The sequence below is a fragment of the Leisingera sp. ANG59 genome, assembly GCF_013317235.1.
In the GTDB taxonomy this organism is placed as follows: domain Bacteria; phylum Pseudomonadota; class Alphaproteobacteria; order Rhodobacterales; family Rhodobacteraceae; genus Leisingera.
The window spans coordinates 1-25,956 of the sequence record NZ_WLCM01000013.1; the positions used below are offsets into that span (position 1 = coordinate 1).

General features: G+C 64.6%; 23 protein-coding genes and 1 pseudogene. 16 read left to right on the forward strand and 8 right to left on the reverse strand.

What is annotated here, in order from left to right; all coding sequences use genetic code 11:
* Together GKC28_RS13140 and GKC28_RS13145 are read right to left on the reverse strand one after the other, a co-directional pair.
* A pseudogene (locus GKC28_RS13140) lies at nucleotides 1-220 on the reverse strand (NAD(P)(+) transhydrogenase (Re/Si-specific) subunit alpha); the annotation flags it as partial.
* Between the two features lie 137 nt (nucleotides 221-357).
* Nucleotides 358-810: an isoprenylcysteine carboxylmethyltransferase family protein gene (locus GKC28_RS13145; RefSeq protein WP_174147361.1), complete on the reverse strand. Its 453-nt coding sequence runs from the start codon at nucleotides 808-810 to the stop codon at nucleotides 358-360.
* 351 nt (nucleotides 811-1,161) lie between these two features.
* Between GKC28_RS13145 and GKC28_RS13150 the strand changes: the two genes are divergently transcribed.
* The 4 genes from GKC28_RS13150 to kynA all read left to right on the forward strand — a co-directional run bounded on the left by GKC28_RS13150 (nucleotide 1,162) and on the right by kynA (nucleotide 4,548).
* Complete coding sequence (locus GKC28_RS13150; RefSeq protein ID WP_174147362.1) at nucleotides 1,162-1,914, forward strand: SDR family NAD(P)-dependent oxidoreductase; 753 nt, start codon at nucleotides 1,162-1,164, stop codon at nucleotides 1,912-1,914.
* Nucleotides 1,914-2,291, forward strand: coding sequence for an MmcQ/YjbR family DNA-binding protein (locus GKC28_RS13155; RefSeq protein WP_174147363.1), 378 nt, complete (start codon nucleotides 1,914-1,916; stop codon nucleotides 2,289-2,291). The genes GKC28_RS13150 and GKC28_RS13155 overlap by 1 nt, the downstream gene beginning before the upstream one ends.
* 81 nt (nucleotides 2,292-2,372) lie before the next feature.
* Nucleotides 2,373-3,566 (forward strand): kynureninase, encoded by a 1,194-nt coding sequence (gene kynU, locus GKC28_RS13160; protein ID WP_174147364.1) that lies wholly within the window; start codon nucleotides 2,373-2,375, stop codon nucleotides 3,564-3,566.
* A gap of 148 nt (nucleotides 3,567-3,714) precedes the next feature.
* On the forward strand, nucleotides 3,715-4,548 hold the full coding sequence (kynA, locus tag GKC28_RS13165) for a tryptophan 2,3-dioxygenase (RefSeq protein WP_174147365.1): 834 nt from the start codon (nucleotides 3,715-3,717) through the stop codon (nucleotides 4,546-4,548).
* Nucleotides 4,549-4,581: 33 nt separating this feature from the next.
* Here the strand turns inward: kynA and GKC28_RS13170 are convergent, their stop codons facing one another.
* On the reverse strand, nucleotides 4,582-5,163 hold the full coding sequence (locus tag GKC28_RS13170) for a TetR/AcrR family transcriptional regulator (protein ID WP_174147366.1): 582 nt from the start codon (nucleotides 5,161-5,163) through the stop codon (nucleotides 4,582-4,584).
* 92 nt (nucleotides 5,164-5,255) lie between these two features.
* On the opposite strand from GKC28_RS13170, the gene GKC28_RS13175 reads away from it, so the two are divergent.
* From GKC28_RS13175 to GKC28_RS13190, 4 genes are all read left to right on the forward strand, one after another.
* Nucleotides 5,256-5,720, forward strand: a complete 465-nt coding sequence (locus GKC28_RS13175) for a (2Fe-2S)-binding protein (protein WP_174147367.1) — start codon at nucleotides 5,256-5,258, stop codon at nucleotides 5,718-5,720.
* A gap of 3 nt (nucleotides 5,721-5,723) precedes the next feature.
* The gene (locus GKC28_RS13180; protein WP_174147368.1) at nucleotides 5,724-7,964 is read left to right on the forward strand and encodes a molybdopterin cofactor-binding domain-containing protein; all 2,241 of its coding nucleotides are present in this window, start codon (nucleotides 5,724-5,726) and stop codon (nucleotides 7,962-7,964) included.
* A gap of 141 nt (nucleotides 7,965-8,105) precedes the next feature.
* On the forward strand, nucleotides 8,106-8,465 hold the full coding sequence (locus tag GKC28_RS13185; protein ID WP_174147369.1) for a metalloregulator ArsR/SmtB family transcription factor: 360 nt from the start codon (nucleotides 8,106-8,108) through the stop codon (nucleotides 8,463-8,465).
* Complete coding sequence (locus GKC28_RS13190; protein WP_174147370.1) at nucleotides 8,443-8,913, forward strand: SRPBCC family protein; 471 nt, start codon at nucleotides 8,443-8,445, stop codon at nucleotides 8,911-8,913. The genes GKC28_RS13185 and GKC28_RS13190 overlap by 23 nt, the downstream gene beginning before the upstream one ends.
* Before the next feature lie 61 nt (nucleotides 8,914-8,974).
* Here the strand turns inward: GKC28_RS13190 and GKC28_RS13195 are convergent, their stop codons facing one another.
* The 3 genes from GKC28_RS13195 to GKC28_RS13205 form a co-directional block, all read right to left on the reverse strand.
* On the reverse strand, nucleotides 8,975-9,754 hold the full coding sequence (locus GKC28_RS13195; protein ID WP_174147371.1) for a gamma-glutamyl-gamma-aminobutyrate hydrolase family protein: 780 nt from the start codon (nucleotides 9,752-9,754) through the stop codon (nucleotides 8,975-8,977).
* A gap of 102 nt (nucleotides 9,755-9,856) precedes the next feature.
* The gene (locus GKC28_RS13200) at nucleotides 9,857-10,285 is read right to left on the reverse strand and encodes a heme-binding protein (protein WP_174147372.1); all 429 of its coding nucleotides are present in this window, start codon (nucleotides 10,283-10,285) and stop codon (nucleotides 9,857-9,859) included.
* A 114-nt stretch (nucleotides 10,286-10,399) separates the two neighbouring features.
* Nucleotides 10,400-12,547: a malate synthase G gene (locus GKC28_RS13205; RefSeq protein WP_174147373.1), complete on the reverse strand. Its 2,148-nt coding sequence runs from the start codon at nucleotides 12,545-12,547 to the stop codon at nucleotides 10,400-10,402.
* Nucleotides 12,548-12,769: 222 nt separating this feature from the next.
* Here GKC28_RS13205 and pepN point away from each other — a divergent pair, with 222 nt between their 5' ends.
* From pepN to GKC28_RS13220, 3 genes are all read left to right on the forward strand, one after another.
* Complete coding sequence (gene pepN, locus GKC28_RS13210; RefSeq protein ID WP_174147374.1) at nucleotides 12,770-15,322, forward strand: aminopeptidase N; 2,553 nt, start codon at nucleotides 12,770-12,772, stop codon at nucleotides 15,320-15,322.
* Complete coding sequence (locus GKC28_RS13215) at nucleotides 15,315-15,773, forward strand: hypothetical protein (RefSeq protein ID WP_174147375.1); 459 nt, start codon at nucleotides 15,315-15,317, stop codon at nucleotides 15,771-15,773. The genes pepN and GKC28_RS13215 overlap by 8 nt, the downstream gene beginning before the upstream one ends.
* 160 nt (nucleotides 15,774-15,933) lie before the next feature.
* A complete protein-coding gene (locus tag GKC28_RS13220; RefSeq protein WP_174147376.1) occupies nucleotides 15,934-17,205 on the forward strand; it encodes a hypothetical protein in 1,272 nt (423 codons plus the stop codon).
* A gap of 29 nt (nucleotides 17,206-17,234) precedes the next feature.
* Here the strand turns inward: GKC28_RS13220 and GKC28_RS13225 are convergent, their stop codons facing one another.
* Complete coding sequence (locus GKC28_RS13225; protein ID WP_174147377.1) at nucleotides 17,235-19,592, reverse strand: Tex family protein; 2,358 nt, start codon at nucleotides 19,590-19,592, stop codon at nucleotides 17,235-17,237.
* 285 nt (nucleotides 19,593-19,877) lie between these two features.
* On the opposite strand from GKC28_RS13225, the gene gatB reads away from it, so the two are divergent.
* The 3 genes from gatB (at nucleotide 19,878) to GKC28_RS13240 (ending at nucleotide 23,494) form a co-directional block, all read left to right on the forward strand.
* Nucleotides 19,878-21,389 carry an Asp-tRNA(Asn)/Glu-tRNA(Gln) amidotransferase subunit GatB gene (gatB, locus tag GKC28_RS13230; RefSeq protein ID WP_174147378.1) on the forward strand — a complete coding sequence of 504 codons (1,512 nt, stop codon included), beginning with the start codon at nucleotides 19,878-19,880 and terminating at the stop codon, nucleotides 21,387-21,389.
* Between the two features lie 197 nt (nucleotides 21,390-21,586).
* A complete protein-coding gene (pepT, locus tag GKC28_RS13235; protein ID WP_174147379.1) occupies nucleotides 21,587-22,828 on the forward strand; it encodes a peptidase T in 1,242 nt (413 codons plus the stop codon).
* A gap of 168 nt (nucleotides 22,829-22,996) precedes the next feature.
* Nucleotides 22,997-23,494 carry a DUF4177 domain-containing protein gene (locus tag GKC28_RS13240; protein WP_174147380.1) on the forward strand — a complete coding sequence of 166 codons (498 nt, stop codon included), beginning with the start codon at nucleotides 22,997-22,999 and terminating at the stop codon, nucleotides 23,492-23,494.
* Nucleotides 23,495-23,535: 41 nt separating this feature from the next.
* Here the strand turns inward: GKC28_RS13240 and GKC28_RS13245 are convergent, their stop codons facing one another.
* The gene (locus GKC28_RS13245) at nucleotides 23,536-23,790 is read right to left on the reverse strand and encodes a BolA family transcriptional regulator (protein WP_174147381.1); all 255 of its coding nucleotides are present in this window, start codon (nucleotides 23,788-23,790) and stop codon (nucleotides 23,536-23,538) included.
* A gap of 106 nt (nucleotides 23,791-23,896) precedes the next feature.
* Here GKC28_RS13245 and GKC28_RS13250 point away from each other — a divergent pair, with 106 nt between their 5' ends.
* Both GKC28_RS13250 and cobS read left to right on the forward strand, forming a co-directional pair.
* Nucleotides 23,897-24,520: a DnaJ domain-containing protein gene (locus GKC28_RS13250; protein WP_174147382.1), complete on the forward strand. Its 624-nt coding sequence runs from the start codon at nucleotides 23,897-23,899 to the stop codon at nucleotides 24,518-24,520.
* 409 nt (nucleotides 24,521-24,929) lie between these two features.
* Complete coding sequence (gene cobS / locus GKC28_RS13255) at nucleotides 24,930-25,916, forward strand: cobaltochelatase subunit CobS (protein ID WP_174147383.1); 987 nt, start codon at nucleotides 24,930-24,932, stop codon at nucleotides 25,914-25,916.
* The last annotated feature ends 40 nt before the right edge of the window (nucleotides 25,917-25,956 follow it).

The window sequence follows — 25,956 nt, forward strand, 5'->3', positions numbered from 1 at the left end:
CCTGGGCGACGATATCGCAGGCTTTCCACAGCGCCGCCGGGGTCTGGATGATCTCCACCCCCGCGGCCTCATAGGCGGCATCGGAAAACCCCGCCGCCGCCCCCGCCCCGGTCTCCACCGCGCATTCATAGCCCAGTTTCTGCAGCTGCACCGCAGACTCCGGCGTCATCGCAACCCGGTTTTCACCCGGGAATGTTTCTTTTGGTGTACCTATTTTCACCTTTTGGTTCCCCTCGTCTTGCCCGCGCCAGCAACGCCCGGGTTCGGATCACAATAATTCTCTCTACATTGCGCAATTTTATTGCGCAAGGATTTTGCCGCATTGCCGCAAAGTCATGCCGCATTGCCGCATTGACGTCACATCCAGCGACGCACCTTTTGCTCGTACCGGGCCCAGTCCACCCGGAATTCACGCCGCATCCTGTTTTCCTCCGGGATGACAAAGCGCTTCTCGAGCAGCCACAGGAAGACCGGGATCAGCGGCAGCGACAGGACCGCATCGAACCACAGGATGAGGCCTGCCAGGATCAGAACGTCGCCCAGGTAGATCGGGTTGCGGCTGCGGCTGAAGATCCCCGATTGCACCAGGCGGCTGGGTGTCCGATGCGGGATAACAGTGGTGTTCTGGCGCCGCATCTCAGAGATTGCCAGCAGCGCCAGAAGGATGCCGCCGCCGGTCAGAATACCTGCCAGAAATTCCGCCCAGGCCCCGCCGAAGGAAAGGCCGAAGGAGAAACGGTCCGCCTGAAGCCAAGCCGCCGCAACAAACACGGCCAGCCAGACCGGCGGCACATCCAGCCACCGTGTCATGCCCTGCCCTCTTGCAGAATTCTGTTTGCATCAACACGCATCGCGGGCAACTTTCCCTTATCCGGCCTGCTCGTCCAGCCCGCTTCGGCCGGGATTGAAAGAAAAGGACAATTTGCCCCACATGCCGCGAAAACGGCGAATCCGTTCCCGCATGCGGCATGATCCTGCATAGTTTCGTCCGGATGCCTATGTATTTCTTTGTGTACTGAGCAGAGCCCCGGCCGCGCTCAACGCAGCTGCTGCCGCTGAAACGCGCCTTTCCCCGTGCCAATGGCACCGTAACGGCACGGCGGGCTTGCCACACGACGGTGCCCGTATAGGCTGAACGGTAAAACAGGGAGGCCGGACTTCATGGCATTGCAAGGCAAACACGCGCTGGTCACCGGCGGCGGAACAGGGATCGGGCTGGCCATCGCCCGGGGCTTGGCCGCAGAGGGAGCACAGGTCACCATCACAGGCCGCAGGCAGGAGGTGCTGGACGAAGCTGCAACCGAAGGGCTGCATCCGCTGGCAATGGATGTGCGCAGCGAAGAAGACGTGGCGGTCAAGGTGGGCGCAGCGATGTCGGCCCGCGGCCCCATCCAGATCTGCGTTGCCAATGCCGGCGTTGCCGAGGGCGCCGCGCTGCACAAGACCTCGATGGAATTCTGGCGCAACATGATGGCAACAAACCTGGACGGCGCCTTTCTGACCATCCGGGAGTGCTTCAAGTCGATGCGCCAGACCGATTGGGGGCGGGTTATCAGCGTCTCCTCCGTCGCGGGCATCAGAGGGCTGAAGGGGGCGTCCTGCTATTCCGCCACCAAACACGGGCTGATCGGCCTGACCCGGGCGCTGAGCGAGGATTACCTGGGTACGCCGTTCACCTTCAATGCGCTGTGTCCTGGCTATGTGGACACCCCGATTGTCGAGCGCAACATCACCTCGATCGCCCAGCGCGCAGGCCTCAGCGCGGTAGAAGCGCTGGATGTGATGGTCAATGCCAACCGCCACAAGCGGCTGATCGAGCCGGAGGAAGTCGCCGCCGCCGCCTTGTGGCTGTGCGGGCCGGGATCCGGGTCAGTGAATGGACAATGCATCGAAATCTCGGGCGGACAGATGTGATGGACCGCAAGGCATTCAATGAATTCTGCGCCACCTTCCCCGCCGCAGAGCATGTGGTGCAATGGGGCAATTCTGACGTCTGGAAGGCGGGCGGCAAGCTGTTTGCGGTCTGCGGCTGGGCCGATGGCAAGGACGCCTTCACCTTCAAGGCCGGAGAGATTGCCTATGAGGTGCTGCAGGAGCGCCCCGGGGTCCGCCCGGCGCCCTATCTGGCGTCGCGGGGCATGCAATGGCTGCAGCAGTTTGATGTCGACGGCCTGACGGATGCGGAGCTGAAAGAACAGATCACCCTGTCCTATCAGATGGTCACTGCGAAGCTTTCGAAGAAGAAGCGCGCCGAGTTCGGGATACCGGACCCGCAGCCCGCGGGCGGCTAAGCACTGGACAGAACGGCCCGGATGCGGTAGCAAACCGGAAAAGCTTCAAGCTTAAAATACCCATCAGACGTGAGGCCCTCCATGACCGATTTTGCTGCGACCAAGGCGACGTTCGACCTGCCCGAAGGCGTGATCTACCTGGACGGCAACTCGCTGGGCCCCCTGCCCCGCGCCGCCAAGGAGCGGGTCGGAGCGATGATGCAGGACGAATGGGGCCAGATGCTGATCACCGGCTGGAACAAGGCCGGCTGGATGGACAAGCCCAAGGCGCTGGGGGACCGGATCGGGCGGCTGATCGGGGCGGAGCCCGGCCACGTTGTGATGGGTGACACGCTGTCGATCAAGGTCTATCAGGCGGTCGCCTCGGCGCTGGAGCTGAATCCGGGCCGCAAGGTGGTGCTGTCGGACAACGGCAACTTCCCCACCGACCTGTATATGGCAGACGGGCTGCTGAAGTCGCTGGGGCCGGACTACGAGCTGCGGGTCGTCGACCCGGAGGCGGTCGAGGACGCCATCACCGACGAGATCGCGGTGCTGATGATCACCGAGGTGGACTACCGCACCGGCCGCAAGCACGACATGAAGGCGCTGACCGAGAAGGCCCACGCCCTTGGCGTGCTGACGGTCTGGGATCTGGCCCATTCCGCGGGCGCCATTCCGGTGGATCTGGCCGGGTGCAAGGCGGATTTCGCGGTGGGCTGCACTTACAAATACCTGAACGGCGGCCCCGGCGCGCCGGCCTTCATCTATGTCTCGCCGCGCCACGCGGAGACCGCCCGCCCCGCCCTGTCGGGCTGGCTGGGCCATGAGGCGCCCTTTGCCTTTGACCTGGATTACCGGCCGGGCCAGGGCATCGACCGGATGCGCGTCGGCACCCCGCCGATCCTGCAGCTGACCGCGCTGGAGGCGGCGATGGATATCTGGGACATGGCGGATATGGATAGCGTGCGCGCCAAGTCCATCGCGCTGTGCGACCTGTTCATCGCCGAAGTTGAGAAGAGCTGCCCGCAGCTGGAGCTGGCCTCACCCCGCGATCCGGCCTTCCGCGGCAGCCAGGTGTCGTTCAAGTTCGACGAGGGCTATGCCGCAATGCAGGCGCTGATTGCCCGCGGCGTGATCGGCGACTTCCGGGCGCCGGATATCATGCGGTTCGGCTTCACCCCGCTGTATATTGACGAGGGCGACGTGCGCGCCGCGGTCGAGATCATTGCAGATGTCATGACAAACGCCCTGTGGGACCGGCCGGAATACATGGTCCGCCACGCGGTCACCTGATGCGCCGATCCCGCTCATACCATCTGCCGCTTTGCCGCCCGGCGGGCTGGGTCGCGCTGTGGCGCCGCCTGGCCCAATGCGGCACCCTGAACCGGAGGACGGCTTCCTTTCCCTGACTTATGCTACATTTAGGAAAAGGAAAGATCCGATGACCCAACCCTACGATCCCGCCGACGACGGCGCCCAGATGTCCTTTGACGGGCGCATGTCCTATGGCGATTACCTGTCGCTCGACATGCTGCTGAACGCGCAGAAGACATGGACCAATACCCATGACGAGATGCTGTTCATCATCCAGCACCAGACCTCAGAACTGTGGATGCGGCTGGCCATTCACGAAATCAGCGCCGCCCGAGAACGGCTGCTGGGCGGCCAGGCGCGGCAGGCCTTCAAGATGCTGGCGCGGGTGGCGCGCATCTTTGAGCAGCTGAATTCCGCATGGGACGTGCTGCGCACCATGACTCCCTCAGACTACACCGCCTTCCGCGATGAGCTGGGCCAAAGCTCCGGCTTTCAGTCGCATCAGTACCGGCTGATCGAATTCATGCTGGGCAACCGCAACAAGGCGATGCTGCGCCCGCATGCCCACCGCCCGGACATTCTGGAGCTGCTGGAGGCAGAACTTAAGCAGCCCTCGCTTTATGATGTTGCGCTGAAGGCGCTGGCGCAGAGCTTTGCGCTGCCGGAGGAGGTGCTGAACCGCGATGTGTCGGAAGCCTATCAGCCGCACGAGGCGGTGCAGGCCGCCTGGACCGAGGTATACCGCGACACAGAGGCCCATTGGGAGCTGTATGAGCTGGCAGAAAAGCTGGTGGATTTCGAGGACTACTTCCGCCGCTGGCGCTTCAACCATGTGACCACGGTGGAGCGCGTCATTGGCTTCAAGCGCGGCACCGGCGGCACCGGCGGCGTCAGCTATCTGAAACGGATGCTGGAAGTGGAGCTGTTCCCCGAGCTCTGGCACCTGCGCACCGAGCTGTGAAATAGTTGACGGGCCGCACTGACGGCCCGTTCATCACCGGGGCGTCAGCCCGGCCCCGGCCAGGGCTGCCAGCTGGCGCACCCCGGCTTGATACTCGGCATAGTCGCCGGCCGTTTGCTTGATCCCTTTCAGGGAGGCGCAGATGGTGCGGGCGACTTCTACGGCATCGCCGCTCAGAACCGCCCGGCCTGCCTGGGCCTCCTTCTGCAGCCAATCGGCATAGATCCCGCTCAGGTCGGCTTCACCCTCCGCAATCACCTCGCCCGCGACGCTCTTGGTGATCTCGAACAGCTCCATCCCGTGCGGCGAGGACATCATCATTTGCACGCCCTCCCCGGCCTGGCCCTGGAACGCCGCCAGCAGCCGCTCCGGCAGCGGCCCCGGCTCCGCCAGCGCCGCCCGCACCCCGGCAGCCGCGGTGCCGTAATAGGCGGCTACCAGCGCCCGGAAAATCGCGTCCTTGTTCTTGAAATGCAGATACAGCGCCGGCCGCGACATGCCCGCGCCCTTGGCGATGTCATCCATCGAGGTCTTGCGGAATCCATAGGTGGAGAACGCCGCCCAGGCGGCCTCCAGGATTGCCTGCTGTTTCGGATCAATGCCTGCCATGTTCATGTTTCCGCTTCTGACATTGTTTGTAAAAAATGTCAATTGACACCCTGACAAAACCCGTTATTTTGTCAGGAGCACAGCTAGGGAGCCCCGCCATGCCAACAGACCTGCGCATCAATGGAAAAACCCACCAGGTGGACCTGCCTGATGATGTTCCCCTCCTCTGGGTTCTGCGGGATGAGGTTGGCCTCACCGGCACCAAATTCGGCTGCGGCGTGGCCGCCTGCGGCGCCTGCACCGTGCATATTGACGGCGAGGCGGTACGCTCCTGCCAGGTGGCACTGTCGGACGTCTGGGGAGAGGTGACGACGATCGAGGGCCTTGGCACACCTGAGGCGATGACTGTCCTCCAGCAGGCCTGGGTCGAGCACCAGGTGGCCCAGTGCGGCTATTGCCAGTCCGGCCAGATCATGCAGGCGGCGAGCCTGCTGGCGGCGAACCCGGCACCCTCGGACGCGGAGATTGACGAGGCGATGCAGGGCAACCTGTGCCGCTGCGGCACCTACCCGCGCATCCGTGCCGCCATCCATTCCGCCGCCCAGAAGATGCAGGAGGCGTAACCGATGGCCAGCTTCAAGAAAATCGCCCGCCGCAGCTTCCTGATCGGCTCTGCCGCCATTGTCGGCGGGGTTGCCTTTGGCGCCTATTACGTCAGCCGCCCGGCCCCGAACCCGCTGAAACCGGCAGAAGGCGAAGCGGCGTTCAACCCGTTTGTGATGATCTCAAGCGAAAAGATCACCCTGATCGCCCCACGCGCCGAGATGGGCCAGGGCGTGCACACCACTTGGGCCGCGCTGATCGCCGAGGAACTGGACGTGACTCTGGATCAGGTGGAGGTCATCCACGGGCCTGCCGCCACGGCCTATTACAACTCTGCCCTGCTGGGGGAGGTGATCCCCTCCAAGGGCTACGACAAGTCCCGCTTCATGCATTCGCTGGGCGAGGCGCTTGGCCATGCAGGCAAGCTGATGGACATGCAGGTGACCGGCGGCTCCTCCTCGATGAAGGACGGGTATGAACGGATGCGGGCCGCGGGCGCCTCTGCCCGGGAAACGCTGAAACTTGCAGCGGCCAACCGGCTGGGCATTGCCAGCAGCCAGCTGTCCACCAAGGACGGCAAGGTGATTGCGCCCGGCAACATCGAGATTGCTTATACCGATCTGGCTGCTGAGGCCGCCGGGCTGGAACCGGTCGAGGCCCTGTTGCGCCACCGCAGCGAATGGAAACTGCTGGGCAAGGCGCAGCCGCGTGTGGACATGCCCGGCAAGGCCACCGGCACCGCAGAGTTCGGTATCGACGTCCGCCTGCCGGGGATGAAGTTCGCAGCCCTCAAGGCGAACCCGCACCTTGGCGGCACCATGAACGGCTTTGATGCCAGCGAAGCGCTGCAGATGCCGGGCGTTGAAAAAGTTGTGGACCTGGGCAATGGCTATGCCGTTGTCGCGAACAACACATGGCTCGCCATCCAAGCCGCCGAGGCAGTAGTGGCAGACTGGGTCCCCGCGCCCATTCCGGCGACGCAGGGCGAAATCCAGGATGCCATCCGCGCCGCCTTTGACGCCGAGCCGAACTCCACCCTGCGCGATGATGGCGATGTCTCGGCACTTCCCCAGGGCGCGCAGGAAGTCTCCGCCGAATACGAGGCGCCTTTCCTAGCCCACGCGACGATGGAGCCGCTGAACGCCACTGCCCTGTTCGATGGCGGCAAACTGCAGCTCTGGAGCGGCAACCAAGGGCCGCTTCTCACCCGCAACCACTGCGCCGATGCTTTGGGGATTGATGCGGAGCAGGTCGAGGTGAACACTCCGCTGATGGGCGGCGGCTTCGGGCGGCGCGGCGAGATGGACTTCTCAGTCTACGCCGCCAGGCTGGCGCGGCAGATGCCGGGCACCCCGGTGCAGCTCACCTGGAGCCGGGAAGAGGACATGACCCACGACTTCTACCGCCCCGGCGCCATGGCCCGGATGCGGGGCGCGGTGAAGGACGGCAGCGCGGTGCTGCTGGACGGCCAGATCGCCAGCCAGGCGCTGACCCCGCAGCTGATGAACCGCTGGTTCGGCATGACCCCTGCCGGCCCGGACACAACGCTGGTCGACGGCGCCTTCAACCAGCCCTACGGCATCCCCAACTTCCGCATCCGCGGCCACGCCGCGGAGCTGCAGGTCCCGGTTGGCGCCTGGCGGTCTGTCGGGGCGTCCTTCAACGGCTTCTTCATGGAGAGCTTCCTGGACGAGATGGCCCATGCGGCCGGCGCCGACCCGCTGGAGTTCCGGCTGGCCCTCACCCGCCAGGAATGGGCGCCAGCAGCCGCGGTGCTGGAAGCGGTCAAGGAGATGTCCGGCTGGACCGGCAAGACGCCTGACGGCGTGGGCCGAGGCGTCGCCATGACCTACAGCTTCGGCACCCCGGTCGCCCAGGTGATCGAGGTGGCAGAGGAAGACGGGCTGATCCGCCTCAGGAAGGCCTGGATCGCCGCCGACCTGGGGGTCGCGCTCGACCCGCAGAACTTGGAAGCACAGATGTTCGGCGGCATGGCCTATGGGCTGTCAGCGGCGATGTTCGGAGAAATCACCTTTGCCGAAGGTGCTGCGGAGCAAGGCAACTTCCCCGATTACGACGCCATCCGCATGCACACCATGCCGCAAGTGGAGGTGCGCATTCTGGAAGAGCAGACCCATATCAGCGGCGCGGGCGAACCCGGCACCCCGCCGGCCGCCCCGGCCCTGGCAAATGCGCTGTTCGACCTCACCGGCAAGCGCGCGCGGCGGCCGCCGCTGATGCATGATTTCGATCTGCTCATCTGACCCGTTTCCACTCACCAAGCAGCAGCTGCGGCCCGCCTTTGCGCGGGCCGCAACCGTTCCGGATGCCGGCTCCGGAATAAAAGATAGCCGGCCACCTAAGTTTCTCTTGACCGGAACCGCGCGCTGATAATACTTAGGCGCATGGCTAAGCATGATCCGGACCTCGATCTCCTGTTCACCGCGCTTGGCGACCCGACCCGGCGCGCGATCCTGTCGCGGCTGGCGCGCGGCCCCGCCAGCGTGAGCGAACTTGCCGCGCCGCACGACATGGCGCTGCCCTCCTTTCTGGGCCACCTGAAGAAACTTGAGGACGCCGGCCTGATCGCAACTGCCAAATCCGGGCGCGTCCGAACCTGCACACTTCTGCCGTGGGCATTGCGCCCCGCCCGGAACTGGCTGGATGAGCAGAAGGCTGTCTGGGAAGAGCGGCTGGACCAGTTCGACGACTACGTAATGCAACTCATGAAGGAACGCCAACATGGACCTGGATCCGAAGACTGACCTCAGCTTTACCCGCAGCCTGGCGGCGCCGGCGCCGCTGCTGTGGGAGTGCTGGACCACACCCAAGCACATCTTGCAGTTTTTCATCCCCGCGCCGCACAAGGTGACTGCCTGCGACATCGACCTGCGGGTTGGCGGCCGGTTCAACACGACCTTTGAGGTCGAAGGCAACGAGATGCAGAACACCGGTGTCTTCCTGGAGATCATCGACCAGAGAAAACTTGTCTTCACAGACAACTACAGCGAAGGGTGGAAGCCCGCGCCGGACCCGTTCATGACCGCGATGTTGCTGTTCGAGGATGACGGCAAAGGCGGCACAACCTATACCGCAATTGCCCGCCACAGGTCCGCGGAGGCGCGGGAAACACATGAGAAGATGGGCTTCTACGATGGTTGGGGCACAGTTGCGGAGCAGCTCGAAGCCTACGCCAGAACACTTATCCGGTAACGCCGCCAGGGCCTGGTCCCTGCCGAACGGCGCCTGCGGGCAATCGCCGCGGCAGCGGTCTTCAGGCTGACTTCTGCAAACCGGCCTGCGGACCGCCTTGTGCCCAGGCCCTGACAGCCGTGCCAAAGGCTTCGAACAGCGGCCGAGACACCGGGTCTGCGGCTGCTTCCCACTCCGGGTGCCATTGCACCGACAGGGTGAAGCCCGGTGCATCCTTGATATAGACAGCCTCCGGCGTGCCGTCCGGTGCGTGGCCGTCGATGACAACCCGCGCGCCGGGGCGCTTGATACCCTGGCCGTGCAGGGTGTTAGTCATCACTTCTTCGGCGCCGAACAGGCGGTGGAACACCCCGCCGGAGTTGAATTTGACGGTGTGGCGCAGGGCGAATTTTTCCTCCAGCGTGCCGTCCGGCGGCATCCGGTGGTTCATCCGCCCCGGCAGGTCGCGGATTTCCGGGTGCAGCGTGCCGCCCATTGCCACGTTCACCTCCTGAAAACCGCGGCAGATGCCTAGGAACGGCTGGCCGCGCTCGACGCAGGCGCGTACTAGCGGCAGGGTGATAGCATCGCGCGCCCGGTCAAAGGCGCCATGCGCCTCGGTCTCGGCCTCGCCGTATTCGTTGGGATGCACATTGGGCCGCCCGCCGGTCAGCAGGAAACCGTCGAATGTATCCAGCAGTTCCGCCACCGTCACAAAGCGCGGGTCCGAGGGGATCATCAGCGGCATGCACCCCGCCACCTCGGCAATCGCCTCGGAATTCATCGTCCCGCCCGCATGCACGGGATACTGATCGTTCAGCAGATAGGAATTGCCGATAATGCCAACCTTGGGTCGCGCCATGTGCTGCTTGTCTCCGTTTCCTGACAGAAAACCTAGCTCTGCCAGTGGCCGGGTTCAACCGCAGTGACGGCGCAACAGATTGTTCACAGGCGCACGGGAGGGTCAGATTTCGCCTTGCAGGCCAGCAGCTTCGATGCCTGCCATTGCAGCAACCGCATCATTGTCGGAGGTGTCGCCGGTGACGCCGACCGCGCCGATCACCGCCCCCTCCGCGCCGCGCACCAGCACGCCGCCCGGCACCGGCACCACCTGGCCGCCGTATACGCCATTCACCGCCGCCATGAAATAGGCCTGCGCCTCTGCCCGCGCCATCTGGGCGCTGCCCGCCATGCCCAGCATCACCGAGCCGTAGGCCTTGCCATGCGCAATCGGGAAACGGCCCGGCGCGGCGCCGTCCTCGCGCTCGAACGCCTGCACATGGCCGCCGGCATCCAGCACCACCACCGACAGCGGCTTCAGGTTCAGTTCGCGCCCTTTCTTCAAGGCCACCCGGATAATGGTGCGCGCCTGTTCCAGTGAAATATCAGCCATGGGTCCTGCCCCTTCCGTTCGCGTGACGTTACGGAACAGAAAAGGAGGCCAAAAGGCCCCCTTTGACTACCCCTTTCTGCGGGGAAACTGTTTCATCCGGTCAGTTTGCCGCGGTCAGCCTGCGGCTTCCCGGGCCTTCAGCTCCAGGCGGCGGGCGTGCAGCACCGGCTCGGTATAGCCCGACGGCTGCACCCGGCCCTTGAACACCAGATCGCAGGCCGCCTTGAAGGCAATGGTGTCATAGCCCGGCGCCATCGGGCGGTAAGTATTGTCGCCGCGGTTCTGCTCGTCCACCACCTTTGCCATCTTGCGCAGAGAGCCCATCACCTCCTCCTCGGAAACAACGCCATGGTGCAGCCAATTGGCGATGTGCTGGGCGGAAATCCGGCAGGTGGCGCGGTCTTCCATCAGGCCGACGTCGTTGATGTCCGGCACCTTGGAGCAGCCGACGCCCTGGTCGATCCAGCGCACCACATAACCCAGGATCCCTTGCGCGTTGTTGTCCACCTCGCGGGCAATCTGGCGCGGAGTCCACTTGCGGTAGGTCGCCAGCGGGATTTCCAGGATGCCATCCACATGGGCGCGGCGGCCGACCTCTTTCAGCTTGGCCTGCACCGCCAGCACATCCACCTTGTGGTAATGCAGCGCGTGCAGGGTTGCAGCGGTCGGGCTCGGCACCCAGGCGCAGTTGGCACCGGATTTCGGGTGTTCGATCTTCTGCTCCAGCATCGCCGCCATCATGTCGGGCATTGCCCACATGCCCTTGCCGATCTGCGCCTTGCCGGACAGGCCGCATTCCAGGCCGATATCCACATTCAGGTTCTCATAGGCGCCGATCCAGGCCTTGCGCTTGATGAAGTCCTTGCGGGAGAACGGCCCCGCCTCCATCGAGGTGTGGATCTCGTCGCCGGTGCGGTCCAGGAAGCCGGTGTTGATGAAGGCCACCCGGTGCTTGGCGGCGCGGATGCATTCCTTGAGGTTCACCGAGGTGCGGCGCTCCTCATCCATGATGCCGATTTTCACCGTGTGGCGCGGCAGGCCCAGGATATCCTCGACCTTGCCGAAGATCCGGTCGGTAAACGCGACCTCTTCCGGCCCGTGCATCTTGGGCTTCACCACATAGACTGAACCAAGGGCCGAATTGCCGCCGTCGCGTTTCAGGTCGTGCTTGGCGATCAGGACGGTGATAAGCGCGTCCAGAAGCCCCTCGTAGGCCTCATTGCCGTCTTTATCCAGCACCGCCGGGTTGGTCATCAGGTGGCCGACGTTGCGCACCCACAACAGGGCGCGGCCCTTCACGGTCTTGGCAGTGCCATCCGGCGCGGTGAAACCGAAATCGGGGTTCAGGCGGCGGGTGATGATCTTGCCGCCCTTTTCCAGGTTGGTCTCCAGGTCGCCCTTCATCAGGCCCAGCCAGTTGGAATAGGCCAGCACCTTGTCTTCGGCATCGACGCAGGCGACCGAGTCCTCGCAGTCCATGATCGCCGACATCGCGCTTTCCAGCCGCACATCGGCCAGACCGGCCTGATCGCGGGCGCCGATCGCATGGGCGCGGTCAAAGACCAGCTCCACGTGCAGCCCGTTATTGCGCAGCAGCACGGATTCCGGCGCCTTGGGGTTGCCGCGGTAGCCTGCAAATTTCTCCGGCTGCGCCAGCGGCAGGTCGTCGACCAGCAGCTGACCGTCCTGCACATGGTAGCGCCGCACGTCGGCGTGGCTGGCACCGTTGACCGGGAAGGCCTCATCCAGGAACACCCGCGCCCGCGCCACAACGCGCGCACCGCGGCCCTTGTCATAGCCGCCCTTGGGGGCCGGAGAGCCCATGGCGTCAGTGCCATAGAACCCGTCATAGAGGCTGCCCCAGCGCGCATTGGCCGCGTTCAGCGCATAGCGGGCGTTGGTGATCGGCACCACCAGCTGCGGCCCAGGCACCGATGCGATCTCGGGGTCCACATTCTGCGTTTCGATCTCGAAATCGCCGCCTTCCGGCAGCAGATAACCAATATCGCTCAGGAACGACTTATAGGCCTCGTGGTCGTGCGGCTTGTCGCGGTTGGCGATGTGCCAGGCGTCGATCTTGGCCTGGATCTCTTCCCGCTTGGCCAGCAGCGCGCGGTTTTCCGGGCCAAAGCCGTTCACCAGTTCCGCCAGCCCCCTCCAGAATGCCTCGGCCTCGATCCCGGTGCCCGGCAGCGCCTGTTTCTCGATGAACTCCGCCAGCTCCGGCGCAACCTGAATTCCCTGTTTTTCGACCCGGCTCATGACTTGCTCCTTCCGGCGGTACACCACTGTATGCTGACATCTAACTAGGGCAGAAGTTTCCGGTCAGCAACAAAACACCCCATCGGCGAAACCGAACTCAATTTCTTGATTTTCAAGAAAGTGCTGCGGATTTTCCTGAACCCGCAATTCTGCCGCCAATCCGCTTGCAGTCCCGCCCCCATCCTCTACACCTGAACAGAAGCAGTGCAGAGGAGAACGAGAATGGCCAAAGACACGCCCCAGACCTTCTACCTGAAAGACTACACCCCCTTCGGGTTCGACGTCGAAAGCGTTCACCTGACCTTCCGCCTGGCGCCGGAAACAACGCGCGTCCTCAGCAGGATCCGCTTTGCACCGAAACCGGACGCGGCGGACAAGACGTTCTTCCTGTACGGCGAGGAACTGCAGCTGATCTCGGCCAAAATCGACGGCCAGGCGGTGACGCCGGAACTGGTGGACGGCGGCCTCAAATGCGCGGTGCCCAGCGCTCCCTTCACCTGGGAGGCCGAGGTTGAGATCAACCCGGCCGGCAATACCGCGCTGGAGGGGCTTTACATGTCAAACCGCATGTACTGCACCCAATGCGAGGCCGAGGGCTTCCGCAAGATCACCTATTACCCCGACCGGCCCGACGTGATGTCCACTTTTACCGTGCGGATCGAAGGTGACGAGCCGGTGATGCTGTCAAACGGCAACCCCGTGGGCGCGGGCGAAGGCTGGGCCGAGTGGCACGATCCCTGGCCGAAACCGGCCTATCTGTTTGCGCTGGTGGCGGGCGACCTAGTGAACCACCCCGGTTCCTTCACCACCAAATCCGGCAAGGAGGTGGAGCTGAACATCTGGGTCCGTCCGGGTGATGAGAACAAATGCGCCTTTGGCATGGAAGCGCTGAAGAAGTCGATGAAATGGGACGAGGACGTCTACGGGCTGGAGTACGACCTGGAGCTGTTCAACATCGTTGCCGTCGATGACTTCAACATGGGCGCGATGGAGAACAAGGGCTTGAACATTTTCAACTCCTCCTGCGTTCTGGCGTCGCCTGAAACCTCCACAGATGCCAATTTCGAACGTATTGAGGCGATCATCGCCCATGAATACTTCCACAACTGGACCGGCAACCGCATCACCTGCCGCGACTGGTTCCAGCTCTGCCTGAAGGAAGGCCTGACCGTCTTCCGCGACGCCCAGTTCACTGCTGACATGCGCTCTGAACCGGTGAAGCGGATCGACGATGTGATCACCCTGCGCGCCCGCCAGTTCCCGGAGGACAACGGCCCCCTCGCCCATCCGCCGCGCCCGGAAGCCTTCCAGGAGATCAACAACTTTTACACCGCCACCGTCTATGAAAAGGGTGCCGAGGTGATCGGGATGCTGAAGCGGCTGGTGGGGGATGAGAGCTACTACAAGGCGCTGAAGCTCTATTTCGAACGCCACGACGGCCAGGCCTGCACTATCGAGGACTGGCTGAAGGTGTTCGAGGACGCAACCGGGCGCGACCTCAGCCAGTTCAAGCTGTGGTACAGCCAGGCCGGCACCCCGCGGGTCAAGGTTACTGAAGACTATGCCGGCGGCACCTATACCCTGACATTCGAGCAATCGACACCTCCGACGCCCGGCCAGCCCGACAAGGCACCGCGGGTCATTCCGATGGCGGTGGGCCTGCTGTCGCCCAACGGCGACGAAGTCCGCGCGACTGAGGTGCTGGAACTGACAGAAGCCAAGCAGAGCTTCACCTTCGAGGGGCTCGCCTCCAAACCTGTGCCCTCGATCCTGCGTGAATTCTCCGCCCCGGTGATCCTGGAGCGCGAGACCAGCAACGCCGAGCGCGCGTTCCTGCTGGCCCATGACACCGACCCGTTCAACCGCTGGGAGGCCGGCAACGCGTTGGCCAAGGAAACCCGCGTGGCGATGGTGCTGGACGGGGCTGCGCCTGATGCCGCCTATCTGGATGCGCTGGAGAAACTGGTGCGCGACGACGAACAGGACCCGGCCTTCCGCGCCCTGGTGCTGTCGCCGCCCAGCCAGTCGGACATCGCCCAGACCCTGTATGAACGCGGCTATACCCCAGATCCGCAGAAGATCTACGACGCGGCTGAAACCTTCACCCAGACCTTGGCGCAGCAGCTGGAAACCAGCCTGCCCAGGCTGTATGCGGCGACCACGGTCGAAGGCTCTTACTCCCCGGATGCCGAAAGCGCCGGCAAGCGCGCCCTCAACGGCCGCATCCTGTCGCTGCTGACCCGTCTGGACGGCGGCGAGCAGGCCGCGCGCCAATACGCTGCCGCGGACAACATGACCCAGCAGTATGCCGCCCTTGCCGCGCTGATGAAGGCTGAGAAGGGCGAGGTGCAAAGCCGGGCCTTCTTTGAGCAATGGCAGGACGACCGGCTGGTGATGGACAAATGGTTTGCCCTGCAGATCGCCTGCGCCGCGCCAGAGAAGACCGCCGCCACCGCAAAGGCCCTCACTCAACACGCGCTGTTTGACATGAAGAACCCCAACCGCTTCCGCGCCGTCTTTGGCGCGCTGGCGGGCAACCATGCGGGCTTCCACCATGCCAGCGGCGAGGGCTACCAGCTGCTGGCGGACAACCTGATTGCGCTGGACAAGCTGAACCCGCAGACCACCGCCCGCATGTGCGCGGCTTTCCAGACCTGGAAGCGCTACGACGCGGGCCGCCAGTCGCTGATCCGCGCCCAGCTCAGCCGGATTGCAGGCACCGAAGGCCTCAGCCGCGACACCAATGAAATGGTCACCCGGATCCTGGATGCCTGAGGCCCCCGGCACACAAGTCCCGGCGGAGGACTACAGCTTCTCCCGCCGGGGCCGCTCTGCCGCCGTCATCATGGCGGCGGGCGGCTGGCTGGCTGCGCTTCTGGTGCTCTGGCTGGTTCTGGATGCGGCCCTGTGGCTGGTGGTCATCCTGGCCCTGCCCGTTCTGCCCGCCATTGCCGACCTGATCCGCAACCCGTTGTCCGGGCTGAAAATTTCCCGGCACCGGATCGATTGGTTCAGCGGCAAGCTGACCGGACAGGCACAGCTGGACGAGATAGACCGGGTGCGGTTCGACACCCGCTGGGACTTTTCCGTGCGCGCCACGCTGATCCTGAAGAGCGGCAAACGAATCCGCCTGCCGCAAGAAGCCACCCCGCCGCATGACGAGGCTGACGCGGAGTTTCAGTTGCGCGGTATCCGCACCGAACGCCACCATTTCACTGCGTTCTGAGTCCGGCCGTCAAAACCCCGCGAATTCCAATTCGGATTTTAAACAGCCTTGCGCGATTAACCGCCCGCAGGCGTTAACTTCCTCAGTGCCGCCATCTTTGCGCCCCATTGCCTGACGAAACTGGCAGCAACGATAAGCTGCCACCCATCAGGAAGCACAAATGCTCACACAGTCTCGACAGGCACTGGATCTTTTCTCCCGGATTTCAAGCCTGGTTTCCAGCCGGTCCCGGCCTGGTGCACGCCAGGCTCCAGCCCCTGCGGAACAGCCTTTCTCCCGGCGCCCCGAAGACAGCCTGTCCATTCCGGTGCTGCGCGCGCAGGACGCCCCCGAAGGCACCCAGGCCCAGGATCGCGGCCAGTTTCTGGCCCGTCAGGAACGCTGGGACGACCTGTCACGGCAAATCCGCGAGGCCGACGAAACCCGCGCCGCCACCCGCTGCGGAATGCCGCTGGCGGATCTCATCGCCTATGGCGCCCGCGCCGATGTGGTGACCGCCACAGAACACGCGCTGGCCGAACATCAGGACGCCCGCAGCCGCGCCCTGATCCGCGGGCTGATGGCCTTTGAAACGCTGCGCGCGGAGAACCGGCACGACCCGTATCTGACAGCCCTGGTGGCACTCGCCCACATTGACATCGGCTGGGCCTGGCGCGGAACCGGCGGCCAGGATACGCCGCCATCGAACCAGCGCCGCTGCGCTGCCCATTTCGACCGTGCCGCCGCGCTGCTGGAGCCCATTGCCGGGGACAGCCGGCGCAGCCCGTTCCTGCTGGCAGCACAGTGCGCGCTTTTTGCAGGCCGCAGCGGCGGCACCCTGCAGGTGGCGGACACCTACAGCGCGCTGATTGACCTGGCCCCCGCCAACCACCGCCACATGCGGGCGCTAGGCACCCATATGCTGCCGCGCGGTTCCGGCTCTTACGCCGCGCTGGAGCTGGAGGCGCGCCGCGCCGCTGCCCGCACTGAAGACACCTGGGGCGCGGGCGGCTACACATGGGTTTACTTCGATGCCATCACCATCGACAGCCAGGCCTGCGCCCGTGTCGATACCCGTTTCTTCCTGGATGGGCTCCGCGACATCGTCCAGGCCGACTCCTCGCAGGAAATGATCAATCTGCTGGCCGCCTATTGCACCGTTGCCCTGCCCAAGGAGACGGGGCAGGATCTGCAGGCCGACGAGCCGCGGCTGCAGATTTCCGCGGCCGCTGACTGGCTGATCCGCGATCACCTGACAGAGCTTCACCCGCTGGTCTGGGCGCACGCCGAGGAAGGCTTTGACAACAGCGCTCTGGTCCGCTCCGTCAGCCGCTTTGCCGCCCGCGGGCACGCAGGCGCGCTGCAAGCCATCGCCAACCAGTTCCGGCAAGAGATCGAAAGCGGCCAGAAGGTCGCCTTCACCGAACAGGGGCTGCACCTCAGCCCCGCCTGAAACGGAAAACGGGGCCTCCGCCCTGCCCCTCACTTCTTCTTGAAGGCATCCATCAGCGCGGCGCCCAGCGCACCGGTGCCTTGATCGCGGCTTTGGCCACCCTTTGGCCCGGCGGAGGCCCGGCCCTTGCCGGGCCCTTGACGTCCGCCCGGTTTGCCGCCGCGGCGCGGGCCTGCTCCCTTGGCCGGACCGCGCGCATCGCGGTCCTCCTTGGCGGAGGCACCGCCGTCCTTCTTCATGGTGAGCCCGATCCGCTTGCGCGGCACGTCCACCTCGGTAACGGTGACCTTCACCACCTGGCCGGTCTTCACCACTTCATGCGGGTCCCTCACGAAGCGGTCTGCCAGCTGGCTCACATGCACCAGCCCGTCCTGATGCACGCCGATGTCAACGAACGCGCCAAAGGCCGCGACGTTGGTCACGGTGCCCTCCAGCACCATGCCGGGCTTCAGGTCGGTGATCTCCTCCACCCCGTCCTTGAAGGCGGCGGTCACAAAGGACGGGCGCGGGTCGCGGCCCGGCTTTTCCAGTTCCTGGAAAATGTCGCGCACGGTGGGCAGGCCGACCCCGCCGCCGGCGAAATCCTCTGCCCGCAGGGATTTCAGCGCGGCGCCATCGCCCATGATCTGGCGGATATCGCGCCCGCAGGCGGCCACGATCTTGCGCGCCACATCATAGCTTTCAGGGTGGACCGAGGACGCATCCAGCGGCTCCTTGCCGTCCCGGATGCGCAGAAAGCCAGCGCATTGCTCAAACGCCTTGGGACCCAGCCGGGAGACCTTCAGCAGCTCCTTGCGTGACTTGAACGCGCCGTTCACATCCCGGTGCGCCACAATCGCCTCTGCCAGCCCGGGGCCAAGGCCCGAGACATGGCTCAGCAGCGGCGCCGACGCCATGTTCAGGTCCACACCCACCGCGTTCACCACATCCTCGATCACCGCTTCCAGAGATTTCGACAGTTTGTGCTGGTCCACGTCGTGCTGGTACTGGCCGACGCCGATGCTCTTGGGTTCGATTTTCACCAGCTCGGCCAGCGGGTCCTGCAGGCGGCGGGCAATCGACACCGCGCCGCGCAGGGACACGTCCAGATCGGGGAACTCCCGTGCCGCCAGCTCGGAGGCGGAATAGACCGAGGCACCGGCCTCGGACACCACCACCTTGGCCGGCGCCTTGATCTTGGCCGGCAGGTGTTTCAGCACCTCAGCCACCATCCGCTCCGTCTCGCGGCTGGCGGTGCCGTTGCCGATGGCGATCAGCTCCACCCCGTGTTCCGCGATCAGTTTCACGATCGACACCTGCGCCCCGCGCAGATCGTTCTTCGGCTGGAACGGGTACAGGGTCTCGGTGGCCACCAATTTCCCGGTTGCATCCACCACTGCCGCCTTGACGCCGGTGCGGATGCCCGGGTCCAGCCCGAGGGTCGGCCGTGCACCGGCCGGAGCTGCAAACAGCAGATCCTTGAGGTTGCGGGCAAAGACCTGAATGGCGTCTTCCTGTGCCCGCCCGCGCAGATCGCCCATCAGCTCCAGCATCATCGACAACGACAGCTTCACCCGCCAGCACCAGCCCGCCACCTTGCGCAGCCACTTGTCGCCCGGCCCCTGGCCGCCCGCGCCCAGCTCCGCCGCAACCATGGCCTCAGCCTTGGCGGCGCCCTCTTCCGGCTCCGGCCCCACGTCCAGCGTCAGCACGCCCTCGTTTGAGCCGCGCAGCATCGCCAGCGCCCGGTGCGAGGGCACATCCGCCCAGCGCTCGGAATGCTCGAAATAGTCGGAGAACTTGGCGCCCTCCTGCTCCTTGCCCTCAACCACCTTGGCGGTGAGCACCGCCTCCCGCTGCAGGAATTCCCGCAGCCGGCCCAACAGCGTGGCGTTTTCGGTCAGCCGCTCGGTCAGGATATCCCGCGCGCCATTCAGCGCGTCCTTCACCGTGGCCACCGCCTCGGTAATATACCCTTCGGCCAGCTTCTCCGGGTCGGCGCTGCGGTCGGCCAGGATGGCATCTGCCAGCGGCTCCAGCCCGTTTTCGCGGGCGATCATCGCCTTGGTGCGCCGCTTGGGCTTGTAGGGCAGATAGATGTCCTCCAGCTGCGCCTTGGTCTCCGCCTTGGCGATCGAGGCCGCCAGATCGTCGGTCAGCTTGTCCTGCCCCTTGATCGACTCAAGGATTGCCGCCCGCCGCTTTTCCAGCTCGCGCAGGTACTCCAGCCGCTCCGCCAGGGTGCGCAGCTGAGTGTCGTCCAACCCCCCGGTCGCCTCCTTCCGGTAGCGCGCGACAAAGGGCACGGTGGCGCCTTCATCCAGCAGCGCAACCGCGGCGCTGACCTGCTTGGCGGCGGCACCGATTTCCGTGGCAATGGTCTGGCTGATGCGGGCGGATGTGTCCAAGGCGGCCTCCTTAAATTCTGCTCGGGCTGCCAGTTCTAGCCCCGCTGGTGCGCGCCGCCAAGAGGCACAATCAAGACCAGGCGACCAATCGCTAAGGGCAGCGCCCGTCCCGAGGGTGGGCGTGAAGCGCCCGCCCATGGGGGCGGGACGGGCGCTGCCCGGGCCTGCGGCCCGCGCAAAGGGGGTATCGATGTGCCCTCCGGTACTTCATTGCCCCCTTGCCCCTGCCCGCGCACGGGCCTAGAACGCTTGCCAACCAAGGACATTCGGATACGGCGGAAAACCATGCTCGACCTGACATATGAACTCCCCAAGCCCAAGGTGATCGCGGGCGCCAAGCATGACTGGGAACTGGTCATCGGCATGGAGGTGCATGCCCAGGTCAGCTCCAATGCCAAGCTGTTCTCCGGCGCCTCCACCAAGTTCGGCGCCGAGCCGAACTCCAACGTGGCCTTCGTGGACGCGGCGATGCCCGGCATGCTGCCGGTGATCAACGAATACTGCGTCGAGCAGGCGGTGCGCACCGGCCTGGGCCTGAAGGCGGACATCAACCTGTGGTCGGCCTTTGACCGCAAGAACTATTTCTACCCCGACCTGCCGCAGGGCTACCAGATTTCCCAGCTTTATCATCCCATTGTGGGCGAAGGCGAAGTGCTGGTGGAACTGGGCGACGGCACCGCGCGCACCGTGCGGATCGAGCGCATCCACATGGAGCAGGACGCGGGCAAATCGATCCACGACATGGACCCGCATATGTCCTTTGTCGACCTGAACCGCACCGGCGTCTGCCTGATGGAAATTGTCTCCCGCCCCGACATCCGCGGGCCGGAGGAAGCCGCCGCCTATATCGCCAAGCTGCGCCAGATCATGCAGTATCTCGGCACCTGCGACGGCAACATGCAGAACGGCAACCTGCGCGCCGACGTGAACGTCTCGGTCTGCCTGCCGGGCCAGTACGAGAAGTACCAGGAAACCCAGGACTTCTCGCATCTCGGCACCCGCTGCGAGATCAAGAACATGAACTCGATGCGCTTCATCCAGCAGGCGATCGAGGTGGAGGCCCGCCGCCAGATCGCCATCCTCGAAGCTGGCGGCGAGATCGTGCAGGAAACCCGCCTCTATGATCCCGACAAGGGCGAGACCCGCTCCATGCGTTCCAAGGAAGAGGCGCATGACTACCGCTATTTCCCCGACCCGGATCTGCTGCCGCTGGAAATCGAGCAGGCCTGGGTCGATGACATCGCCGCCAATCTGCCGGAGCTGCCGGACGAGAAAAAGGCGCGGTTCATCAACGACTTCGGCCTCTCCGACTATGACGCGTCGGTACTGACCGCGGATGTGGAATCGGCGGCATTCTTCGAGGAAACCGCCAAGGGCCGCAGCGGCAAGCTGGCTGCAAACTGGGTCATCAACGAGCTGTTCGGCCGCCTGAAGAAAGAAGACCACGCGATCACCGAATCCCCGGTTTCCCCGGCCCAGCTGGGCGGCATCATCGACCTGATCGCCTCCGACGCCATTTCCGGCAAGATCGCCAAGGACCTCTTTGAGATCGTCTACACCGAAGGCGGCGACCCGGCGCAGATCGTCGAAGAGCGCGGCATGAAGCAGGTGACCGACACCGGCGCCATCGAGACCGCTCTGGACGAGATCATCGCCGCCAACCCGGCGCAGGTGGAGAAGGCCAAGGTGAACCCGAAGCTGGCGGGCTGGTTTGTCGGCCAGGTGATGAAGGCCACCGGCGGCAAGGCCAACCCCAAGGCGGTGAACGAGCTGGTCGCCAAGAAACTGGGCGGCTGATTCCCGCGGGACAGGAATTTCGAAAGGGCGCCCCTCGCGGCGCCCTTTTTTGTGCCGGAAACGGGGGTGACATGCGTGCACCCCCTGTACACCCCCTGTGCACCAAGCGGTGCCTATTCCCGCCGCTGCAGCGGATTTCCCCGCCTTGACCTTCCCCGCGACAGCGGCTTTGCTCCTGCCAAAATCCCGGAGGTTTCATGCAGACCAATTTCGATCAGGAACTCGAGGACCGTCTGGTGCGCTACGCCGCCATAGACAGCCAGAGCGACGAGACATCCGCCGCCACTCCCAGCACCGAAATCCAGTTCGATATGCTGAACCTGCTGGTGGCGGAGCTGCAGGAGATTGGTGCCGCCGACGTGACGCTGACGGAATACGGCGTGGTGCTGGCGACCATCCCCGCCACCGCGCCGGGACCGGCCATCGGCCTGCTGGCCCATGTCGACACCGCACCGCAGTTCAACGCCACCGGCGTCAAGCCGCGGGTGATTAAGGGCTACGATGGCGGCGACATCACCTACCCCGACAACCCGGACCTGGTGCTGTCGCCGCAGAAATCGCCCTACCTCGCCTCAAAGCAGGGTGACGATCTGATCACCGCCTCCGGCCTGACCCTGCTGGGCGCCGATGACAAGGCGGGCGTCGCCATCGTGATGACACTGGCCCGGCATCTGCTGGCAAACCCGGGCAGCAGGCACCCGAAGATTCGCCTCGCCTTCACCCCGGACGAGGAAATCGGCCGCGGCGTCGGCGAACAGCTGCCCAAGGATTTGGGCGTCGATTTTGCTTATACGCTGGACGGCGGCGAGGCAGGCGAGATCGTCTATGAGAGCTTCTCTGCCGACCGCGCTGTGGTCACTGTCAAGGGCGTGTCGATCCACCCCGGCTGGGCCAAGGAAAAGATGGTCAACGCCGCGCATCTGGCAGCGAAGATCGTGCAAACGCTGCCGCAGGCCACGATGACTCCTGAGACGACGGACGGGCGCGAAGGCTTCCTCCATATCACCGACATGAACGGCGGCTCCTCGGAGATGGAGATCAAGCTGATCCTGCGCGACTTTGAACTCGACGGGCTGGCCGCCAAGGGCGATCTGCTGCGCAAGGTCTGCGAGGCCGTGCAGGCCTCGGAACCGCGGGCCAAGATCACGTGCGAAATCTTCCCGCAATACCGCAACATGCGGTACTGGCTGGAAAATGACATGACCCCGGTGGAGCTAGCCCTTGCGGCCTGCAAGGCGCATGGGATCGCCCCCATCTCCGCCCCGATCCGCGGCGGCACCGATGGCTCGCGGCTGACCGAGTTCGGGGTGCCAACACCCAATATCTTCACCGGCATGCAGAACGTGCACGGCCCGCTGGAGTGGATTTCGGTGCAGGACATGGCCAAGGCCACGGAAGTCTGCCTGACGCTGGTTCAGTTGGCGGCGGCAGAGGGGTGAAACAGCCGGGGAACCGGCATTTTGCGTATGTCCCGGTCGGGAAACGCGTGATTTCCGGACTGTTTGCCGCAACCGGAAACGGCGAACGGCCGCGCATTGGCAGTGCCCCCGGCCCCTTGACCGTTCCCCCCATTCCGCTAAACCTGCGGCCTCAGACAGGAGACGTTCATGCAAGCATTTGAGTATAAGGTTGTCCCCGCCCCGGCCAAGGGCACCAAGGCCAAGGGGGTGAAGACACCGGAGGCGCGCTTTGCCAATTCGATCGAGATCCTGCTGAACGAAATGGCCGCCGAAGGCTGGGAGTTCCAGCGCGCCGAGCTGCTGCCGAGCGAGGAGCGCTCCGGCATGATGGGCTCTGCCACCAACTGGCGCAACGTGATGGTGTTCCGCCGTGCGCTGGCAGCGGAGAAAAAGCCCGCCAAGGCGCCGGAAACAGGCCGCAAGGAGCCCGCCGCGCCGTCGGTGGAATTCCGTCACAGCGAACCGGAAACACCGCGGCTGACGGCCGCCGCAGGCGATCCCGAGGCGCCGCCGGAAGCGGAACAGGTGCCCGGCCCCGGCGCGGCAAAAATGCAGGCCGATGACGGGGTCGAGGAGCTGAGCCCGGTCTCCGGCATGACCGCAGCGCTGAAGGCGCGGGCCGGTCTGAAAGACGGCGACAAGTAACCCCGGCAAACGGCGGGCGCTTCCGCCCGCCGCAGCACGCCTCAGACGCCGATATCCAGCGCCAGCGCATGGATGCGCGGCACGATATCGCCCAGCGCCTTGTGCACTGCGCGGTGCTGCTGCACCCGGTTCATGCCCTGAAAGGCGCCCGCGCGGATCATCACTGCAAAGTGGCTTTCGCCGGAGCCGTCATCGCCGGCATGGCCCGCGTGTTTGTGGCTTTCATTGACCACCTCAAGCGCGGTTGGCTCAAACGCCGCTTGCAGCGCCGCTTCCATTTCCTGCTTCATGCTCATTTTCTGCTCATCCCCATCTTTTTTGCCTGCGCCCCCTTCAATCTGGCGCCCCTTAGACTAAACTGCTGCCTCCGAGTCGAACAGATGCGTCTAGAAGGTGCGCCCCATGAGCAAATCCGATCCCTTTGGCTTCGATATGTCCGTCCGCTCCGCCAAGAAGAAGAACCCGCGCGGGCGGCGCGCAGCCACCGGTGCCTCCGAGACGTCCCAGCGCGTGTGCGACAAGGACGGCTGCCAGGAAGCCGGCAAATTCCGCGCGCCCAAGGCGCCGGATGTGCTGGATGACTTCTACTGGTTCTGCCAGGAGCACGTGCGCGAGTACAACAACCAGTGGAACTTCTTCGAAGGCACCACCGAGGCGGAGCTGAACGCGCAGCGCTCCAAGGACAAGGTCTGGGAGCGCGAAACCAAGCCGATGGGCGACCCGGAAGCGCGCGCCTGGGCGCGGCTGGGCATCGAGGACCCGCACCAGGTGCTGGGCGCCAACGCGACGCAGAACCCGGGCCGGGCCGCTAAGACGGGCCGCCGCCTGCCCCCCACCGAACGCCGCGCCATCGAGATCCTGGAGGCCAAGGACGACTGGTCCAAGGCCGACATCCGCAAGGCCTACAAGAAGCTTATCAAGGTGCTGCATCCCGACATGAACGGCGGCGACCGCAGCCAGGAGGAGCAGCTGCAGGAGGTCCGCTGGGCCTGGGACCAGATCAAGGACAGCCGCAGCTTCAAGTGAGCCAGGGGCAGATCAGCGGAAGGACGGGCGGCAGCAGCCGCCCTTTTTCTTTGTGATTTCAGCGGTTGCGATGCGCGGTCTTTTGCCGAAAGTTTATGATAGAAACTTTATTTCTTTGACGCATGCCGCCCCGACCGGTTACGCAAGGACATGCCGGATGCAGCTGTCCCCCCAAAAGCTCGACATAACCGGCAAAATGCGCCCCCTGCTGCCCGGCTGGGGGCGCTTTGACGCCGGTGGGCCGGCGATGATCCGGCCTGCCTGCGCCGCTCAGCCTGTCCAGTTCCGCACCAATCGCTGTCTCAGCTGGTTTGCCGCGACGGTTTCCCTTGCCCTTGGCCGCCAGATCAGGCACCAATCCCGCGAATTGGCCCCTGAGACCAGGGAAGAGGGATAAGGACCGACTGCGATGACCGATGGCTTTGTGGATATGAATGCGAAACCGACCGAAGCGATTTCGGTGCGCGATGTGTTCGGGATCGACACCGACATGACGGTCAAGGGCTTTGCCGAGGGCTCCGAGCGGGTGCCGGCCATGGACCACACCTACAAGTTCGACCCGGAAACCACGCTGGCGATTCTGGCCGGCTTCAGCCACAACCGCCGCGTGATGATCCAGGGCTACCACGGCACCGGCAAGTCGACCCATATCGAACAGGTCGCGGCGCGGCTGAACTGGCCCTCCGTGCGGGTGAACCTCGACAGCCACATCTCCCGGATCGACCTGATCGGCAAGGACGCGATCAAGCTGCGCGACGGCAAGCAGGTCACTGAATTCCACGAGGGCATCCTGCCCTGGGCGCTGCGCAACCCGGTTGCGATCGTGTTCGACGAATACGACGCGGGCCGCGCCGACGTGATGTTCGTGATCCAGCGGGTGCTGGAGCATGACGGCAAGCTGACCCTCTTGGACCAGAACGAGATCATCACCCCGAACCCGTTCTTCCGCCTGTTTGCCACCGCCAACACCGTCGGCCTGGGTGACACCACCGGCCTCTATCACGGCACCCAGCAGATCAACCAGGCGCAGATGGACCGCTGGTCTCTGGTCTCGACCCTGAACTACCTGAGCCACGACGCCGAAAGCGCCATCGTGCTGTCCAAGGCGCCGCATTACAACACCGAGAAAGGCCGCAAGACCATTTCCCAGATGGTGACCGTTGCCGACCTGACCCGGACCGCCTTCATGAACGGCGACCTGTCGACCGTGATGTCGCCGCGGACAGTGATCAACTGGGCCCAGAACGCCGAGATCTTCCGCAACGTGGGCTATGCCTTCCGCCTGTCGTTCCTGAACAAATGCGACGAGCTGGAGCGCCAGACCGTGGCCGAGTTCTACCAGCGCTGCTTCGACGAGGAGCTGCCGGAGAGCGCCGCAAGCGTTTCGCTGGGCTAACTGGTAAAATGCCGCCCGGCCGCAGGCCGGGCAGCGCCCG